17 protein-coding genes are annotated in these 17,218 nt (G+C 73.2%); 9 read left to right on the top strand and 8 right to left on the bottom strand.

The features are described from left to right. Positions 1 to 30: 30 nt before the first annotated feature. Genes C8E97_RS00355 through C8E97_RS00345 form a run of 3 tightly spaced genes read right to left on the bottom strand, consistent with a single transcriptional unit; the run spans position 31 to position 2,458 of the window. The gene (locus C8E97_RS00355; RefSeq protein ID WP_121000528.1) at positions 31 to 780 is read right to left on the bottom strand and encodes an amino acid ABC transporter ATP-binding protein; all 750 of its coding nucleotides are present in this window, start codon (positions 778 to 780) and stop codon (positions 31 to 33) included. Beyond that, positions 777 to 1,610: an amino acid ABC transporter permease gene (locus tag C8E97_RS00350; protein ID WP_121000526.1), complete on the bottom strand. Its 834-nt coding sequence runs from the start codon at positions 1,608 to 1,610 to the stop codon at positions 777 to 779. Before C8E97_RS00350 ends, C8E97_RS00355 begins: the two co-directional genes overlap by 4 nt. Further along, positions 1,607 to 2,458, bottom strand: a complete 852-nt coding sequence (locus tag C8E97_RS00345; RefSeq protein ID WP_121000524.1) for an ABC transporter substrate-binding protein — start codon at positions 2,456 to 2,458, stop codon at positions 1,607 to 1,609. Before C8E97_RS00345 ends, C8E97_RS00350 begins: the two co-directional genes overlap by 4 nt. A 64-nt stretch (positions 2,459 to 2,522) precedes the next feature. Between C8E97_RS00345 and C8E97_RS00340 the strand changes: the two genes are divergently transcribed. Both C8E97_RS00340 and C8E97_RS00335 read left to right on the top strand, forming a co-directional pair. Continuing rightward, positions 2,523 to 3,407, top strand: a complete 885-nt coding sequence (locus C8E97_RS00340; RefSeq protein WP_121000522.1) for a phosphoribosylaminoimidazolesuccinocarboxamide synthase — start codon at positions 2,523 to 2,525, stop codon at positions 3,405 to 3,407. A gap of 176 nt (positions 3,408 to 3,583) precedes the next feature. Then, complete coding sequence (locus C8E97_RS00335; protein WP_121000520.1) at positions 3,584 to 4,303, top strand: DUF2334 domain-containing protein; 720 nt, start codon at positions 3,584 to 3,586, stop codon at positions 4,301 to 4,303. Here the strand turns inward: C8E97_RS00335 and C8E97_RS00330 are convergent. Further along, positions 4,225 to 4,836, bottom strand: coding sequence for an MBL fold metallo-hydrolase (locus tag C8E97_RS00330; protein ID WP_121000518.1), 612 nt, complete (start codon positions 4,834 to 4,836; stop codon positions 4,225 to 4,227). The genes C8E97_RS00335 and C8E97_RS00330 overlap by 79 nt on opposite strands. A gap of 109 nt (positions 4,837 to 4,945) precedes the next feature. On the opposite strand from C8E97_RS00330, the gene C8E97_RS00325 reads away from it, so the two are divergent. Then, a complete protein-coding gene (locus C8E97_RS00325) occupies positions 4,946 to 6,103 on the top strand; it encodes a trypsin-like serine peptidase (RefSeq protein ID WP_121000516.1) in 1,158 nt (385 codons plus the stop codon). Here the strand turns inward: C8E97_RS00325 and C8E97_RS00320 are convergent. Continuing rightward, positions 6,087 to 7,058 (bottom strand): NAD-dependent epimerase/dehydratase family protein, encoded by a 972-nt coding sequence (locus tag C8E97_RS00320; protein WP_121000514.1) that lies wholly within the window; start codon positions 7,056 to 7,058, stop codon positions 6,087 to 6,089. The two genes, C8E97_RS00325 and C8E97_RS00320, sit on opposite strands and share 17 nt — an antisense overlap. Positions 7,059 to 7,434: 376 nt before the next feature. Here C8E97_RS00320 and C8E97_RS00315 point away from each other — a divergent pair, with 376 nt between their 5' ends. From C8E97_RS00315 to purL, 4 genes are all read left to right on the top strand, one after another. Then, positions 7,435 to 7,974: a DUF3800 domain-containing protein gene (locus C8E97_RS00315; protein ID WP_121000512.1), complete on the top strand. Its 540-nt coding sequence runs from the start codon at positions 7,435 to 7,437 to the stop codon at positions 7,972 to 7,974. A gap of 227 nt (positions 7,975 to 8,201) precedes the next feature. Next, positions 8,202 to 8,441 carry a phosphoribosylformylglycinamidine synthase subunit PurS gene (purS, locus tag C8E97_RS00310; RefSeq protein WP_121000510.1) on the top strand — a complete coding sequence of 80 codons (240 nt, stop codon included), beginning with the start codon at positions 8,202 to 8,204 and terminating at the stop codon, positions 8,439 to 8,441. Beyond that, complete coding sequence (purQ, locus tag C8E97_RS00305) at positions 8,438 to 9,109, top strand: phosphoribosylformylglycinamidine synthase subunit PurQ (RefSeq protein ID WP_121000508.1); 672 nt, start codon at positions 8,438 to 8,440, stop codon at positions 9,107 to 9,109. The genes purS and purQ overlap by 4 nt, the downstream gene beginning before the upstream one ends. Beyond that, positions 9,106 to 11,367 (top strand): phosphoribosylformylglycinamidine synthase subunit PurL, encoded by a 2,262-nt coding sequence (purL, locus tag C8E97_RS00300; RefSeq protein ID WP_121000506.1) that lies wholly within the window; start codon positions 9,106 to 9,108, stop codon positions 11,365 to 11,367. The genes purQ and purL overlap by 4 nt, the downstream gene beginning before the upstream one ends. A gap of 375 nt (positions 11,368 to 11,742) precedes the next feature. On the opposite strand, the gene C8E97_RS00295 is transcribed toward purL, so the two are convergent. Beyond that, on the bottom strand, positions 11,743 to 12,540 hold the full coding sequence (locus C8E97_RS00295) for a lysozyme (RefSeq protein ID WP_121000504.1): 798 nt from the start codon (positions 12,538 to 12,540) through the stop codon (positions 11,743 to 11,745). 487 nt (positions 12,541 to 13,027) lie between these two features. Further along, positions 13,028 to 13,873: an aldo/keto reductase gene (locus C8E97_RS00290; RefSeq protein WP_121000502.1), complete on the bottom strand. Its 846-nt coding sequence runs from the start codon at positions 13,871 to 13,873 to the stop codon at positions 13,028 to 13,030. Positions 13,874 to 13,981: 108 nt separating this feature from the next. Here C8E97_RS00290 and C8E97_RS00285 point away from each other — a divergent pair, with 108 nt between their 5' ends. Beyond that, the gene (locus C8E97_RS00285; protein ID WP_121000500.1) at positions 13,982 to 14,857 is read left to right on the top strand and encodes a LysR family transcriptional regulator; all 876 of its coding nucleotides are present in this window, start codon (positions 13,982 to 13,984) and stop codon (positions 14,855 to 14,857) included. Here C8E97_RS00285 and C8E97_RS00280 read toward each other — a convergent pair. Further along, on the bottom strand, positions 14,768 to 15,823 hold the full coding sequence (locus C8E97_RS00280) for a pentapeptide repeat-containing protein (protein ID WP_211346883.1): 1,056 nt from the start codon (positions 15,821 to 15,823) through the stop codon (positions 14,768 to 14,770). The two genes, C8E97_RS00285 and C8E97_RS00280, sit on opposite strands and share 90 nt — an antisense overlap. Positions 15,824 to 16,361: 538 nt before the next feature. On the opposite strand from C8E97_RS00280, the gene C8E97_RS00275 reads away from it, so the two are divergent. Continuing rightward, positions 16,362 to 17,183 carry an SAM-dependent methyltransferase gene (locus C8E97_RS00275; RefSeq protein ID WP_121000498.1) on the top strand — a complete coding sequence of 274 codons (822 nt, stop codon included), beginning with the start codon at positions 16,362 to 16,364 and terminating at the stop codon, positions 17,181 to 17,183. Positions 17,184 to 17,218: the final 35 nt, after the last annotated feature.

Below are 17,218 nucleotides of genomic sequence, written 5' to 3'. Positions count from 1 at the left end.
CCCGCCGCGGATGCCCAAGCGCCGGAGGGGTCAGAGGCGGCCCGCCTCGACGATCCGCCGCAGGAACTGCCTGGTCCGCTCGTGCTCCGGCGCGCCGAACACCCGATCGGGTGGTCCCGACTCGATCAGGCGACCCCCGTCCAGGAAGCACACCCGGTCGGCCACCTGGCGGGCGAACCCCATCTCGTGGGTGGCCATCAGGATGGTGCGCCCGGCGTCGGCCAGCTCCCGCACCAGCGACAGCACCTCGCCGACCAGCTCCGGGTCCAGCGCGCTGGTGATCTCGTCCAGCAGCAGCAGCCGCGGCGAGTACGCGAGGGCCCGCGCGATCGCCACCCGCTGCTGCTGGCCGCCGGACAGGCGGTCCGGGTAGCTGTCGGCGCGGTCGGCCAACCCGACGCGGTCCAGCAGCTCCACCGCCCGCCGCTCGGCCTCGGCGCGCGGGACGCCGTGCACCACGCGCGGCGCGAGGGTGATGTTGTCCAGCACGTTCATGTGCGGGAACAGGTTGAACGACTGGAAGACGATGCCCATGCCGCGGCGCGCCACGTCGGCGTCCACGCGCGGGTCGGACACGTCCTCGCCGTCCAGCAGGACCTGCCCGTCGTCCAGCTCCTCCAGCAGGTTCACGCAGCGCAGCAGGGTCGACTTGCCCGAGCCCGACGAGCCGATCAGCGCCACCACCTCGTGCTCGCGCACGTCGAGGTCGACCCCGGCCAGCACGGTGTTGCCGCCGTACCGCTTGACCAGGCCGCGCACGCGCAGCACCGGCGCGGTCACCGGGCGCCCTGCCTGCGCTCGGCGCGCCTGGCCGCGGCGTCGGCGAACCGCGCCGACGGCACCGCGAGCAGCACGAACAGCAGCCCCGCCACCACGTACGGGGTGAAGTTGAACGACTTCGCCTGCTCGATCTGCGCGGCCCGCACCGCGTCCACCGCGCCCAGCACGGAGATCAGGCCGCAGTCCTTCTGGAGCGACACGAAGTCGTTGAGCAGGGCGGGCAGCACCCGCCGCACCGCCTGCGGCAGCACGACCAGCCGCATCGTCCGGCGCGGGTCCAGGCCGAGCGACCTGGCCGCCGCCACCTGGGACGGGTGCACCGACTCGATGCCGGCCCGGAACACCTCGGCCACGTACGCCGTGTAACCCAGCACCAGGGCGGCGCCGCCCAGGACGACGTAGTCGTTGGGCACGCCGGACAGCCGCAGCGCGGGCAGGCCGAAACCCACCAGGTACAGCAGGATGATCAGCGGCAGGCCGCGGAACACGTCGACGTACGCCGTGGCCAGCACGCGCAGCGGGAACCAGACCGGGCCGCGCAGCGTGCGCACCGCCGCCACGCCGAGCGCCAGCACCAGGATCAGGACGCCGCACACGACCAGCACCCGCAGGTTCAGCCAGAGCCCCTCCAGCACGGCGGGCAGCGCGCGCCACGCCGTGTCGACGTCGAAGAACGCCTCGCGCACGCGGGGCCAGCCCGGCGCGCTGGTGACGGTGAGGTAGCCGACGACGGCGAACACCGCGGTCGACAGCAGCGCGACCAGGGTGGACCGCCGCGAGCGGGAACGCTGGTAGGCCAGGCGTTCCCGCTGTAGCTCGCTGATCCTCACCTGAGTTCGGGTGCGGTGCCCGCCGACGACAGCCACTCCTGCTCCAGCTTCCCGAGCGTGCCCTTCGAGCGCAGCGCCTCGACGGCGTTGGACACGCACCCGGTCAGGGCGCTGCCCTTGTCCAGCACGATCCCGAACTGCTCGGGACGGCCGTCGCCGCCGGGGATCTGGCCGACGATGTGGCCGTCCGCGAACTCGGCCGACGTGATCTGGAACGCCGTCGGCAGGTCGACCACCAGCGCGTCGATCTGCCCGGCCCGCAGGGCGGCCTTGGCGTCGTCGTTGGTGTTGTAGACGGCCACGTCCTGCTCGGTGGACAGGCGCTCGGCGGCCTGGAACGACGTGGTGCCGACCTGCGCGCCGATCTTCACCGACCGCAGGTCGGCCAGCGACTTCGCCGCCGCGGCCTTGGCCGTCTTCAGCGTGATCACCGCCTGGTCCACGTCGTAGTACGGCGCGGAGAAGTCGACGGCCTGCTTGCGCTCCTCGGTGATGGAGAACTCGTTGATGTCGGCGTCGTAGGTCTTCTTGCCGGGCTGGACGGCCGCGTTGAACGGCACCCGCGTCCACACCACGTCGGCCTTGGCGTAGCCGAGTTCACCGGCGACCGCGTAGGCGACGGCGGACTCGAACCCCTTGCCGTTGGTCGGGTCGTCGTCCACGAACCACGGCGAGTAGGCCGGCTGGTCCGTGCCGAAGGTGATCTTGCCCGGCGTCAGGGTGGGCAGCTTGTCCTTCGAGCAGGCGACGCCGTCGACCGCCGTCGGCCCGGACGGCGCCTGGTCGGCGGGGGCGCAGGCGACCGCGGCGAACGCGGTCACGGTGAGTAGCAGGGCAGGTACGCGCATGTGAGGAATCTTGCCGCAGGTGGGAAGGGCTGCCCACGGTCCGGGACGAAGTAGGCTTCCGCCCGTGCCCAAGCTCGCTGACTACCCGCAGGTCGCCGCAGGCAAGGTCCGCCGCCTCTACGCGGTGGACGACGAGTTGCTGCTGCTCGTCGCTTCGGACCGGATCTCCGCGTTCGACCACGTGCTGTCCACCGGGATCCCGGACAAGGGCCGCGTGCTCACCGCGATGAGCGTGTTCTGGTTCGAGAAGACGGCGGGCGTGGTGCCGAACCACCTCGTGGCCTGGGACGACCCGCGCATCCCGGCGGAGGTGCGCGGCCGGGCGCTGCTGGTGCGCCGGCTGGCGATGGCGCCGGTGGAGTGCGTCGCGCGCGGCTACCTGACCGGCTCGGGCATGGTCGAGTACCGGGCGTCGGGCGCGGTGTGCGGCGTGCCGCTGCCGGCGGGCCTGGTCGAGGCGTCGGAGCTGCCGGAGCCGATCTTCACGCCCGCGACCAAGGCCGCGCTGGGCGAGCACGACGAGAACGTCTCGTTCGACCAGGTCGCGGCGCAGGTCGGTCCGGAACTCGCCGGCCGGCTGCGGGACGCGACGCTGGCCGTCTACGGGATGGCGCGGGACTTCGCGCGGTCGCGGGGCCTGCTCCTGGCGGACACCAAGTTCGAGTTCGGCGTCGACGGGAGCGGCGCGCTGGTGCTGGGCGACGAGGTGCTGACGCCGGACTCGTCGCGCTACTGGCCGGCCGAGGGGTACGCGCCGGGGCGGGTGCAGCCGTCGTTCGACAAGCAGTTCGTGCGCGACTGGCTGACGTCCGAGGCGTCGGGGTGGGACCGGACGTCCGACGCGCCGCCACCGCCGCTGCCCGCGGACGTGGTGGCCGCGACCCGTGCGCGGTACGTCGAGGCTTACGAGCGGATCACGGGGCTGTCGTTCGCGGACTGGATCCGGTAGCGCGCCCGCGGTCGGGGCGGTCGGGGCGGCCGGGGCCGGGGCCGTCGGGCGGCCGGTGGCTCGGCGGGTGCGGGTCGCGGCTCGGTGGCCCCTGGGCGCAACAGTTCGCGCGATCGGTCACGGCCCGTCACCTGGCGGTCAGGCCGATGACACGCCCGTGCGGCGCACTGGGTCACATGGTCGCCACCCTCGTGGTCTCGCTGTCCGGCATCGGGCCAGGCACCCTCGCCCGGTGCGCCGACCTGGCCGCCGAGCTGGACCGCCGGCGCGTGCCGCTGTCGCTGCTCCTCGCGCCGCGCAAGGCCGTCGCGGGCGAGGCCCTGGACTGGGTCCGCTCGCGCGTGCGCGGCCGTGACGTGCTGGTGCTGCACGGGTTCGACCACAGCGCCGACCCGTGCCGCCGCGCGGTGCCGCTGCGCAGGCGCGCGGAGTTCTCGGCGCTGCCCGCGCACGAGGCCGGGCTGCGGCTGGTCGCGGCGCGGGGCGCGCTGCACCGGCTGGACCTCGCCACCGACGTGTTCGCGCCGCCGGGCTGGCTGGCGTCACCCGGCACGCTGGTCGCGCTGCGCAAGCACCGGTTCGGGGTGTGCGCGGACATGGCGGGCGTGCGCGACCTGCGCACCGGCGACGTGCGCGCGGGCCGCGTGCGGATGGTCACCGAGCACTGGAACTACCTGCTCGGCGTGGGCCGGGCGGCGCGGCGCGGCGGGTTCGTGCGGATCGGCGTGGACGCCGCCGACCTGGCGCGGATCGGCGTGCGGGACGTGCTGCTGGAGTCCGTCGACCTCGCGCTGCACCACGCCGCCGAGCCCGCCACCTACAGCTCGGCCGACTCGCCGCGCGGCAGCACCCTCAGCTCCACGCCCTCCGGCGCGGTGGCCGCCAGGAGGCGGTAGTACAGGTCGGTGCGGGCCAGCACCGCCTCGTGGATCGGGACGGCGACCCGCGGGTGGACGGCCGCCAGGAAGTCGGCCGTCTCGGAGAGCTTCATCCACGGCGCGGCCGTGGGCAGGCCCAGCACGTCGACGCGCTGCTCCGGCACGGTCAGCGAGTCGCCGGGGTGGTAGAACGCGCCGTGGTCGACCAGGTAGCCGACGTTGACCGGCACCTCGACCGCGCGGTGGATCTGCCCGTGCGGCGCGTCGACCACGTGCACGCGGGCGCCGGCGACGTCCAGCACGTCGCCCGGCCGGGCGGGCGTCGCGCCGTGCCGCTCCTCGGCGGAGTAGAACGCGGCTCCCGGGTTGGCGGCGAGCAGGTCGGGCAGGCGGTCCACGTCCAGGTGGTCGGGGTGCAGGTGGGTCACCAGGACCGCGTCCAGCCCCGTCACCCCCTCGAACCCGGTCGACCACGCGCCGGGGTCGAACAGCAGCCGGGCCGTCCCGGTGTCCACGAGCACGCACGAGTGTCCGAAGTGGACGATCCGCATCCCTGGTCCTTCCGTTGCGATGTGCCGACGTTCGGCGGCAGACACGACGGGGCGGCTCCGACAGGCTCACCAGGTGTCACCATACCTGCGCACACCGTGAGGTGAACCCGTGCGGAGCACCCTGCGCCTCCTCGCCGCCGCCCTGCTCGTTGTACCCGTGTTGACGGGAACCGCAAGCGCCGCGGACCCCGCGCCGACCCCGCCGACCGGCCACGCCGGGCAGCCCCGGCAGGTCGGCGAGGAGGAGGTCGTGTCGGTCGCCCTCGACGGGTCGGCCCCGGCCGGCGCGGTCGAGCGACCCGGCTCCTGGTACGTCAAGATCCACTTCACGGACCTGCGGCTGGTGGGTGGCGACGTCCTCACCGTCGCCGACCCCACCGGTGCGGAGACCTACCGCTACGAGGCGGACGTGCGCGCCTCCGGCACGGCGTCCGTCGACGGGACCGGGTTCTGGGCGATGTCCGTCACGGGCGACCGCGCCGCGGTGGCGCTGACCGGTCGGGACGGCGGCCGGCCGCACCCCGGGTCCCGCGTGCGGGTCGACCGGATCACCCGCGGCCACACCCCGGCGGAGTCGGCCGCGGCGGCCGAGCGCGCACCGAGGAGCATCTGCGGCGCGAACGACTACCGCGACGCCGTCTGCTACCGGACGAGCAACCCCGGGGAGTTCGGCCGCACCGGGGCGGTCGCCAGGCTCCTGCGCAACGGCCGCTCGCTGTGCACGGCGTGGCGGGTCGGCCCGAACAACCGGATGCTCACCAACAACCACTGCTTCACCAGCGGCGCGGGCATCGAGGTGTGGTTCGACTACCAGTGCGACACCTGCGGTGGCACCACGACCGGGACCGTCACCAAGGTGCTGGTGTCGTCGGTGCTCAAGACCAGCACCGCGCTGGACTACACGCTGTTCAGCGTCACGGACTTCGACAAGCTCGCCCCGTTCGGCCACCTGGCGCTCGACGAGCGGGTGCCCGACGTCGGCGAGGAGATGTACGTCGTCGGCCACCCGTCCGGGAAGCCGAAGAAGGTGTCCCTGCACGACGACCAGAACGCCGGCGGCTACTGCACGGTGTCGGGCGTGCGCGTCGACGGCGACTCGCCGCAGTCCGACATCGCCTACCGCTGCGACACCGAGGGCGGCTCGTCCGGCTCGCCGGTGCTGTCGCGGCGGACGCACCGGGTGGTCGGCCTGCACCACTGGGGCGGCTGCCCCAACCAGGGCGTGCGGATCGACCTGGTCGCGGCGGAGGTCAACCCGCTGCTGTGAGCAGGGCGGCCTCGTCGGCCGCGGGCAGGCCGGCGCGGCGCGGGCGGTCGAGGCCGAGGGCGCGCTCGTACTCCAGGGAGTCGAGCGCGGTCTCGGCCGTCGGCCGGGGGCGCAGGCCGGCGGACAGCGCGGGGCCCGCGTCCCGGAACATCAGGCAGCGGTGCGAGTCGGGCAGCCACAGCGGCAGGCTGCGCGGACCGGACCACGGCGCGACGCCGTGCTCGTGCAGGACGGGCTCCGGGATGCGCACCAGTTCCGTGCCCTGCGGCGCGACCGCGCCCGCGATCTCGCCGAGCACCAGGCTGAGCGGGTTGGCCGGGCCGATCGCGTCGAACGTGCCGGTGTTCCGGTTCTCGGCGGAGTCGACGATCCACGCGGCCAGGTCCCGGACGTCGACGTGCTGGGCGGGCTGGTCCGGCGTGTCCGGCACCGCCACCCGCCCGCCGCGGGAGAGCCGGTTCGCCCAGTACCCGAACCGGTCACTCTTGTCCCCCGGACCGGTGATCAGCCCGGCGCGGACGATGAACGCGTCGTCGCCGCGGACCTCGTGGACGGCGTTCTCGCTGGCGACCTTCACCGACCCGTACCGCTCGGGCGTGTTCGGCGCGCCGGGCTCGTCCTCCAGCGGCGGCAGCGTCTGGCGGGCGCCCGGCGTCGAGTGGTCGGCGTAGACGGAGCAGGTGGAGACGAACGTCCAGTGGCCCGCGCGCAGCGTGCGGACGGCCTCGCGGACCCAGGTCACGGACATGGTGGCCAGGTCGACCACGGCGTCGAACGACTCGTCGGCCAGCGCGCCCAACCCGCGGTCGCGGTCGACGGCGACGTGCGCGGCCCCGTCGGGCACCCGCCCGGACTCGCCGCGCGCCGCGCACAGGACCTCGTGCCCCCGCCGCACCGCCTCGGCGGCGACCGCCTTGCCGAGGAAGACCGTCCCGCCCAGCACCAACATCCGCATGGTCCCACCCTGGAGACCGGGCGGCGCTCCCGCCAGCCCGTTTGCCCACAGCGAACACGCCATCCCGCCGCGCCCGTTTCGCGGTGGACGCCCACGGCCCGTTGCGAGCCCGGCACGCGGGCCCGAACAGCGCGAGCCCGACCGACGTCCGTCCGGACGTGGACCGTGCCCACTTCTCCGGCTCGCGGGCGGGAGCTGACCGCACGGCAACAGCGAGTCACGGCCGCGCGCCCGTTCCGATCAGGTGAATCCCGGTGCGCCTGTGCGCTGACAGCGCCGCCGCCGCGCCATCGGGCTCCCCGAGCGGCATCGGTGCGCGAACACACGTTCGGGCGGAGTCGTTCCAGTCGGCACTGGAGGGTGCCGATGCACGGCCGTGACAGTGCACGCGTTCGTCGACGAGTCCCGCCGCAACGACACGTACTACCTCGCGGCCGCCGTCGTCCGACCGGACAGGCTGAACCCGCTGCGGGCCCAATTGCGTGCCCTGCTGTTCCCCGGTCAGCGGGAGTTGCACTTCTACAAGGAGAAACCGGCCCGGCGACGTTTGATCATCTCGCGGGTGTCGGCGTGGCAGGTCCGGGTCGACATCTACCGGGCCGGCTGTCGAAGCGGCGAGGAGAAGGCGCGGCAGGCGTGCTTGGCGCGGCTGGTCGACGACCTGCTGGATGTCGACGGTCGACGGCTCGTCCTCGACAGCCGGCAGGGGCGGAACGCGCACGACGACCTCACCATTCGGCACGCGCTGGGGAAATGTGCCAGCGAGACCGGTGTGGTGTACGAGCACCTGGACAGCGCGGCCGAGCCGTTGTTGTGGTTGGCGGACATCGCGGTGTGGTGCCACGGCGCAGGTGGTGAATGGGCTCGTCGCGCGGCGCCGGTGATCGGCTCGGTGATCCGGTTGGATTGGCCCTGAACAGCGCGAAGCGCGGCCGCCGACCGTCCGGAGGGGGACCGCGCTCACTTCTCCGGCTTACGGGCCGAAGCTGCGACCAGGTTAACAGCCCGGCGTGGCCGCGCGCCCGTTCCGATCAGGTGAATCCCGGTGCGCCTGTGCCGCCCGCCACCTGCGAAGTTGATGAACACCCAGCTCAGGTAGGCTCTGCCGGTACCGCCAGCCCTCCTACCAGGGAGCAGCCTGTCGTGGCCCGAGTCGTCGTCGACGTCATGCCGAAGCCCGAAATCCTCGACCCGCAAGGACAGGCGGTGGCCAACGCGCTGCCCCGCCTTGGTTTCGACGGAATCGCCAGTGTCCGCCAGGGCAAGCACTTCGAGTTGGAGGTCGCCGACGACGTCGACGACGCAGCACTCGCCAAGATCGCCGAGTCCTTCCTCGCCAACCCGGTGATCGAGGACTGGGTCGTCAGGCGGATCGACGCATGAGGGTCGGGGTCATCACGTTCCCCGGCACGCTGGACGACGTCGACGCCGCCCGTGCCGTGAAGTACGCCGACGGCGAGGCCGTCCCGCTCTGGCACGCGGACCACGACCTCAAGGGCGTCGACGCCGTGATCGTTCCGGGCGGGTTCTCCTACGGCGACTACCTGCGCGCCGGCGCGATCGCCCGGTTCGCGCCGGTCATGCGCGAGGTGGTCGACGCCGCCGCCAAGGGCATGCCGGTCCTGGGCATCTGCAACGGCTTCCAGGTCCTCTGCGAGGCGCACCTGCTGCCGGGCGCGTTGACGCGCAACGACAAGCTGCACTTCGTGTGCCGCGACCAGTGGCTGCGCGTCGAGAACACCGAGACCGCCTGGACGAGCCGCTACGAGCGGGGCGCCGAGATCCTCGTGCCCCTCAAGTCCGGCGAGGGCGGCTACCAGGCGGACGCGGACACCCTCGCGGAGCTGGAGGGCGAGGGCCGGGTGGTGTTCCGCTACGTCGGCGGCAACCCCAACGGCTCGCGCAACGACATCGCCGGCATCACCAGCGCCAACGGCCGGGTCGTCGGCCTGATGCCGCACCCCGAGCACGCGATCGACGCGCTCACCGGCCCGACCGACGACGGGCTCGGCCTGTTCCTGTCCCTGCTCGACGCGGTGGTAAGCGCATGACCACGGACACCGTCAAGAACGCCGAGAACACGCCCGACCAGGAGCAGCCCTACAAGGAGCTGGGCCTGAAGGACGACGAGTACGCCCGCATCCGGGAGATCCTCGGCCGCCGCCCCACGGACGCCGAACTCGCCATGTACTCGGTGATGTGGAGCGAGCACTGCTCCTACAAGTCGTCCAAGGTGCACCTGAAGTACTTCAGCGAGACCACCACGGACGAGATGCGGGCCAAGATGCTCGCGGGCATCGGCGAGAACGCCGGCGTCGTGGACATCGGCGACGGCTGGGCGATCACGTTCAAGGCGGAGAGCCACAACCACCCGTCGTACGTCGAGCCCTACCAGGGCGCGGCGACCGGCGTGGGCGGCATCGTGCGCGACATCCTCGCGATGGGCGCCCGGCCGCTGGCCGTGATGGACCCGCTGCGGTTCGGTCCCGCCGACGCGCCGGACACCCGCCGCGTGCTGCCGGGCATCGTGGCCGGCGTCGGCGGCTACGGCAACTGCCTCGGCCTGCCCAACATCGGCGGTGAGGTGGTGTTCGACGCGACCTACGCGGGCAACCCGCTGGTCAACGCTTTGTGCGTGGGCGCGATGCGGGTCGAGGACCTGCACCTGGCGCACGCCAGCGGCACCGGCAACAAGATCATCCTGTACGGCGCGCGCACCGGGCTGGACGGCATCGGCGGCGTCAGCGTGCTGGCGAGCGAGACGTTCGACGACACGGCGGGCAAGCGCAAGAAGCTCCCCAGCGTGCAGGTCGGCGACCCGTTCACCGAGAAGGTGCTGATCGAGTGCTCGCTGGAGCTGTTCCGCGAGAAGCTCGTCGTCGGCATCCAGGACCTCGGCGGCGCGGGCCTGTCCTGCGCGACCAGCGAGCTGGCCAGCGCCGGTGACGGCGGCATGCGGGTGTACCTGGACCGGGTCCCGCTGCGCGCCGCCGGCATGACGCCGGCGGAGGTGCTGTCCAGCGAGTCGCAGGAGCGCATGTGCGCGGTCGTGCGGCCCGAGGACGTGGACGCGTTCATGGCGGTCTGCGCCAAGTGGGACGTGATCGCCACCGAGATCGGCGAGGTCACCGAGGGCGACCGGCTCGTCATCACCTGGCACGACGAGGTCGTGGTCGACGTGCCGCCGCGCACCGTCGCGCACGAGGGCCCGGTGTACCACCGGCCGATCGAGCGCCCGGCGGACCAGGACGAACTCCGGGCGAACACCCCGGACGCGCTGCCCCGGCCGGCTCGGGACGAGCTGCTGGACCTGGTGAAGACGATGGCGGCGTCGCCGAACCTGGCGTCCAAGCGGTGGGTCACCCAGCAGTACGACCGGTACGTGCGGGGCGGCACGGTCCTCGCGCAGCCGTCCGACTCGGGCATGATCCGGATCGACGAGTCGACCAACCGGGGCGTGGCGCTGTCCACGGACTGCAACGGCCGCTACACCCGGCTCGACCCGTACGCGGGCGCGCAGCTCGCGCTGGCCGAGGCGTACCGGAACGTGGCGACCAGCGGCGCGACCCCGGTCGCCGTGACGAACTGCCTGAACTTCGGCTCGCCCGAGGACCCCGGCGTGATGTGGCAGTTCGAGCAGGCCGTGAAGGGCCTCGCGGACGGCTGCGTCGCCCTGGGCATCCCGGTGACCGGCGGCAACGTCAGCTTCTACAACCAGACCGGCGCGACGGCGATCCTGCCGACGCCCGTGGTCGGCGTGCTGGGCGTGATCGACGACGTGCGCCGCCGCATCCCGACCGGGGTCGGCGCGGAGGCGGGCGAGACGCTGCTCCTGCTCGGCGAGACCCGGCCGGAGTTCGGCGGCTCGGAGTGGGCGCACGTGGTGCACGGCCACCTGGGCGGCGTGCCGCCGAAGGTGGACCTGGCGCGCGAGAAGCTGCTCGGCGAGATCCTGGTGGCCGGTTCGCGGGACGGGATGCTGTCCGCCGCGCACGACCTGGCCGAGGGCGGCTTGGCGCAGGCCCTGGTGGAGACCTGCCTGATCGGCGAGACCGGCGCGCGGGTGTTCCTGGAGGGCGACCTGTTCACCGAGCTGTTCAGCGAGTCCGCCGGCCGGGTGCTGGTGGCCGTGCCGCGCACGGAGGAGCTGCGGTTCACCGACATGTGCACGGCGCGCGGCCTGCCGTGGCGCAAGGTCGGCGTGGTCGACCCGGAGTCGGACGCGCTGGAGGTCCAGGACCTGGGCCGCCTCCCGCTGGCCGAGCTGCGCGCGGCCTGGGAAGGGACGCTGCCGGCGTTGTTCGACTGAGCGGGTGTTGTGAGGCCAGGGCGAGGCGAGGAGGAGCTGGGGCGAGAGGGAGCTGGCGACTAGTAGGGAGCTGGCGACGAGAGGGAGCTGGGGCGGGAGCGGTTGGGCAGGGCGTAGAGCTGTGTCTGATTTGCCGCTCCTCCGTCGCGGCGGCTCGGCCGCCCCTGTGGTCGGGCCATCGCGCCTCATTTCCCGCTGTGTTGGATTGCCGCTGCTTCGCAGACGGCGGGCTCGGCCGCCCTGTGGTCGGGCCATCGCGCCTCATTTCCCGCCGATCGAAGAGCGTGATCGGCGGGAAATGAGGCGCGACAACCCGACGGCGGCCTCGCGCGGCGCGGGAGCAGGTGGGCGGCGCGGGAGCGGGGAGTGGCCTGGTCAGGTGTTGTTGGCCAGGGCTTGCAGGCGGTCGTGGGAGCCGTTGAACGCGTTCTGGTCGATCGGTGACGACGAGTACTGCCAGATCGTGTGGTAGGCCCACGCGTGGGGCAGGGTGCCGACGCTGGGCGAGTAGCGCGCCACCCACAGCGGATTGGTCGAGCTGAAGTCGCCCGCCGCGCACTGGTTCCACCAGCTCGTCGACGTGTAGATCACGGGCCAGCGGCCGGTGCGGCCGTGGTAGCGGTCGCTGAACGCCTTGACCCACTCCACCATCGACGCCTTCGACAGCCCGTAGCAGGTGGAGCCGTACGGGTTGTACTCCATGTCGAGCGCGCCGGGCAGGGTCTTCCCGTCGCGCGACCACCCGCCGCCGTTGTCGACGAAGTGGTCGGCCTGGGCGGCTCCGGACGAGCGGTCGGGCAGGGCGAAGTGGTACGCGCCGCGGATCATGCCGACCCGGTACGAGCCGTTGTACTGCTGGGCGAAGTAGGGGTTCCGGTAGGTGGTGCTCTCGGTGGCCTTGACGTAGGCGAACCGCTTGCCCTGACCCCACCAGTGGGCCCAGTCGACGTTGCCCTGGTGGCTGCTCACGTCGATGCCGTAGACCACCGCACGGGCGCCGGGGTCGGTGTCGATGACGACGCGCTGGTCGCGGTTGCCCTCGTGCTTGGCGATCTGCGAGCCCATCGCGTGGTCCTCCGCGGCGGGCGTCGCGGCGGCCGGGACGAGCGCGGTGGTCAGGGTGAGGACGGCGCTGGTGACGAGGACCGCCACGCCGGTCGGGACTGCTCTCATCGCGATACCTTTCGAGCCAGTGCAGGGTGGTGACTCGTGGGGCAGTCTGCCGCCGCCCTAACCGAACATCCAGAGTTCGTGTTAATCAGTCACGGAACCGGACCGGCACGGCCATCCCGACGTCATCCCCACGCAACCCGATCACCCCATCACCCCGATCACCCCGATCAACCCGATCAACCCACCGACCCAACCGACCCGACTCGCCGAACCAGGCCACCACGCCACCTCCACTCTCACCGGCCCTGGTCGCTCCCCCACACCCCCCGCGCCGCTCCACACCTCCCTGCTCCCACGCCGCCCACCTGCTCCCGCGCCGCGAGGCCGCCGTCGGGTTGTCGCGCCTCATTTCCCGCCGATCACGCTTTTCGATCGGCGGGAAATGAGGCGCGACGGCCCGACCACAGGGCGGCCGAGCCGCCGCGACGGAGTCGCGGCAATCCAACACAGATACTCACGCTTCCCTCCCGCTTCCGCATGCCGGCGTTCACCCGTCCAGCCGCTTCAGCTCCTCGTCGGACAGCTCCAGGTGCACCGCGGCGGCCGAGTCGCGGATGCTGTCCGGTCGCGACGATCCGGGTATCGGGATCACCACGGGCGCCTTGGCCAGCAGCCACGCCAGGCACACCTGCTGCGGGCTGACGCCGCGGTCCGCGCCCACCTCGGCGAACGCGCGGAACCGCGTGCCCAGGTCGCCGCCCGCCCCGATCCCGCCCAGCGGGCTCCACGGCAGGAAGGCGATGCCGAGGTCCGCGCACAGCGCCAGTTCCGGTTCGCTGGAGCGGAACGCGGGCGAGAGCTGGTTCTGCACCGCCGCGAGCCGACCGCCCAGGACGTCGTCGGCCTCGCGGATCTGCGCGACGTCGAAGTTGGACACGCCCGCGTACCTGATCTTGCCCGCGTCCAGCAGGTCGGCCAGCGCGCCGACGGACTCGGCGGTCGGCACCTCCGGGTCCGGCCGGTGGAACTGGTACAGGTCGATCGCGTCGACGCCCAGCCGGCGCAGCGACGCCTCGCAGGCCGCCTTCAGGTGCTCGGGCCGCCCGTCCAGCGCCCAGCCGCCGCCGGGCGTGCGGACGTGGCCGCCCTTGGTGGCGACCAGGACGCCGTCGACGCCCCGCAGCGCCTCGGCGACCAGCTCCTCGCCGTGCCCGAAGTCGGTGTCGTCGGCCGAGTACGCGTCGGCCGTGTCGATCAGCGTGACGCCCGCCTCGACGGCCGACCGGATGGTGGCGATCGACCGCTCCCTCGGCGGCCTGCCGGTGAACGACATCGGCATCGTGCCGAGGCCGATGGCGCTGACCTCGACGTCCGCGATCCGGCGCTGGCGCATGGTGGTGTTCCCTCCCGGTGGTGCTCTTCCCGCCGCCAGCCTGCGCCCTGCGCATTAAGCTGTCCAACAGAAGGACCTGATGCCATTCAGCAGTACGGGTGATGAATCGTGGAACTGCGCCAGCTCGAGTACTTCGTCGCCGTGGCTGAGGAGTGCCATTTCACGCGGGCCGCGCGGCGGATGCACGTCGCCCAGTCGGGGCTGTCCGCGTCGATCCGCGCGCTGGAGGTCGAGCTGGGCGCGCCGCTGTTCGTGCGCTCCACCCGCCAGGTCGAGCTGACCCAGGCCGGGTGCGCCCTGCTGGTCGAGGCGCGCCGCGCGCTGGCCGCCGTCGACGCCGCGCGCGACGCGGTGGCGGCCGTGCAGGGGCTGCTGCGCGGCACGCTGGCCGTCGGCAGCATCCAGTGCCTGCACGCCGTCCACCTGGCCGCCGTGCTCGCCCGGTTCCACGAGCTGCACCCCGGCGTGGAGGTCCGCGTGCGCCAGGCCGGCTCGGACGAGCTGGTCGACGCGGTCCGCGCCGGCCGGCTGGACCTCGCGTTCGTCGCGTCCGCGCACGTCGGCGACCTGCGCTCGTCCACTGTGGACAGCGAGCCGATGGTGGTGGCGTGCGCGGCGGATCACCCGTTCGCGCAGCGGGAAGCGCTCCGGCTCGCCGACCTGGCCGGTCAGTCCTTCGTGGACTTCAACCCAGGCTGGGGCACCCGCGAGGACACGGACCGCGCGCTCGCGGAGGCCGGGGTGGACCGCCGGGTGGCGGTGGAGGTCAACGACGTGCACTCGCTGCTGGACTTCGTCGGGTTCGGCCTCGGCGTGGCGCTGGTGCCCGAGTCGTTCCGGCACAAGCAGAGCCGCGCCCGCTTCGTGGCGCTGGAGGCCGCGCCGGTCACCGGCTCATCGGTCGTCACCGGCGGTACCGTCGGCGCCGCCGCCGCCGTCCTGCTCGACATGGTGCTCGAAGGTCGCGTGCTCACCGCCGGTTAGCACCCAGCCCGTCGGGTCGGCCTTCACGCGCGTGCCCGGCGTCACGGCCGGCGTCCCGATCCGCTCCGGCGGGGTCGGCGGCAGGTGCAGGAACAGGCCCACCTCCGCGCCCCGTAGGTCGACCTCGCGCCCGAACGCCGCGTCCTGCAACGACATCCCGCCGGGGAACCGGGCGTCCCGGACGTCGACGCGACCGTGGAAGGTCGCGCCGGAGAACAGCGCGGGCTTGCCGAACCGGGCCTCGCGGAACGTCGTGATCCCGTGGAACCGCGTGCGCCGCGCCGTGAGCCGCCCGATGCGGCGGCCTTCGAGCCGGAGGTACTCGACGCTCGCCCCGGTCAGGTCCAGGTGGTACAGGGTCGGGTCGGTGTCGCGCCCCCACGGCAGCAGGTCGGTGATCAGCCGCTGCGCGGTGAGCCGCACCGTCCGCTCCCGGTCCTCCTCGGGGGTCGGGCCGCGCTCGCCCGCCGGGACCTCGGCCGCGCTCCCCGCCGGGCCGCCGGCCACCGGCGCGACCTGCTCGCGGGGGTGGAACGCCTGGTCGGGGTCGTCCGGCCGGCGCGCGAACGCCGGGTGCGTGAACGGTCGCCGCAGGTACGCGCACAGCACGTCCAGCACGGTCTGCTTGTACCGGGGCGTGGACCGCGCCAGGCCGGCCAGCGCGTGCATCGCGCCGACCCGCACCTGGTCGGCGTCGTTGCCGAGCATCTCCACGGCCCGCGCGAACCGCTCGTCGGCGACCTTGTCGCTCTCCAGCTCGTGCCGGGCCTCCTCGGTGCGCCGCCGCCGGTCGTTGAGCCACAGCGCGTACAGGGCCACGACCGCGCCGCCCGCGAGCCCGCCGGTCTTGATCGCCTCCGCCTTGGACAGCTTCGGCTCGACCCACAGCAGCACGGCCGTGGTCGCCACGGTCACCAGGATCGCCGCGGCCACGCTGGCCGCGAGCAACAACCGTCCGCCGCGCACGTCAGCCCCTCACCGGACCGGTGGGCCGACCCGGTGGTGCCACCGATCGGGCGATCCGGCGGCCGACGCTCCGCGACCGGTCGTGCCCGGCCCGCGCGCCCGCCGATGGCCGCCGCCCGGACCAGGCCGTTGGGCCTCCTCCCGCCGTCCGCCCGGCGCGAGCGCCCGGCCGCCGCGTGCCCGGCCCCTCGCCCGCGCCACCCGCCGGGCCGCCGCACGTGCCCGCCCGACCCTCCGACGGGCACCGGCCCACGACCCGCGGCCCCCTCCCGACCAGCCGGAACGCGCCGGGCGCACCCGGCGCGGCAGCCGACGACCGGCGACCGCCCGCGCGTCGCGGAACCACGAACAACACCCCGGTCACGTCAACACCCGCCACACCCGCGCTTCCCGGTAGCCCACCGGAGGGGCATTCTTCCGGGTGACCGGCGCCAGGACGACCGAATCCGAGCCGTCGGCAAACCAACGGTGTGCCAACTCACCGGATTGGCCCATGATGTGGGGGTCACCGCGACGGTGAGGAACCGAAGGAGCGCACGTGGAGCACGCGGACCGGCCGGCCTGGGCACCGGGCGACGTCGACCTGGGCCGCCCCAGCATCGCGCGGGTCTACGACTACTGGCTGGGCGGCGCGCACAACTTCGCCGTCGACCGGGCGGTCGGCGACAAGGTGCTCGGCGACGTGCCGGTGCTCAAGAACGTCATCCTCAACCACCGGGCCTTCCTGCGGCGCGCGGTGCGCTACCTGCTCGCGCGGGGCATCCGGCAGTTCCTCGACCTCGGGTCCGGCATACCGACCGTCGGCAACGTGCACGAGATCGCCCAGGCCGTCGACCCGACCGCGAAGGTGGTCTACGTCGACATCGACCCGGTGGCGGTCGCGCACAGCCGCGCTATCCTGACCGGGAACGAGTCGGTCGCCGTGCTCCAGACCGACGTGCGCGACGCGCGCGGCGTGCTGAAGTCGCCCGAGGTGCGCGACCTGCTCGACTTCGACCGGCCGATCGCCGTGCTGATGGTCGCCCTGCTGCACTTCGTGCCCGACTCGGACGATCCGGGCGGCATCGTGGCCGCCTACCGCGACGCCATCCCGCCCGGCAGCTACCTGGCGCTCTCGCACGCCGGGTACGAGGAGGGCGAGTGGGACCCGGCGTGGGACGAGGCCAAGGGCGTGTACAACCGGGGCGTCAGCGAGATGACGTACCGGACGAAGCGGGAGCTGGAAGCGTTCTTCGCGGGGTTCGACCTGGTGGAGCCGGGTGTGGCGCGCCTGCCGCTGTGGCACCCGGAGTCGCCGGACGACGTGGACGGGAACTCCGCGCACTTCCTCGGATTCGGCGCGATGGGACGGAAGCCCTGATGGTGTCGTACGAAATGGTCTGTACCTTGGTTGTC

This window comes from Saccharothrix australiensis (genome assembly GCF_003634935.1).
Lineage (GTDB): Bacteria > Actinomycetota > Actinomycetes > Mycobacteriales > Pseudonocardiaceae > Actinosynnema > Actinosynnema australiense.
Note: the sequence above shows the minus strand (reverse complement) of the source record. Positions and strands in the feature narration are given on the sequence as shown.

Bases quoted from the DNA above. Each gene is read 5' to 3' on its own strand.
- C8E97_RS00345 (WP_121000524.1), bottom strand. From the start codon at position 2,458: ATGCGCGTACCTGCCCTGCTACTCACCGTGACCGCGTTCGCCGCGGTC.
- C8E97_RS00335 (WP_121000520.1), top strand. From the start codon at position 3,584: ATGGTCGCCACCCTCGTGGTCTCGCTGTCCGGCATCGGGCCAGGCACC.
- C8E97_RS00330 (WP_121000518.1), bottom strand. From the start codon at position 4,836: ATGCGGATCGTCCACTTCGGACACTCGTGCGTGCTCGTGGACACCGGG.
- C8E97_RS00320 (WP_121000514.1), bottom strand. From the start codon at position 7,058: ATGCGGATGTTGGTGCTGGGCGGGACGGTCTTCCTCGGCAAGGCGGTC.
- purQ (WP_121000508.1), top strand. From the start codon at position 8,438: ATGAGGGTCGGGGTCATCACGTTCCCCGGCACGCTGGACGACGTCGAC.
- purL (WP_121000506.1), top strand. From the start codon at position 9,106: ATGACCACGGACACCGTCAAGAACGCCGAGAACACGCCCGACCAGGAG.
- C8E97_RS00295 (WP_121000504.1), bottom strand. From the start codon at position 12,540: ATGAGAGCAGTCCCGACCGGCGTGGCGGTCCTCGTCACCAGCGCCGTC.
- C8E97_RS00290 (WP_121000502.1), bottom strand. From the start codon at position 13,873: ATGCGCCAGCGCCGGATCGCGGACGTCGAGGTCAGCGCCATCGGCCTC.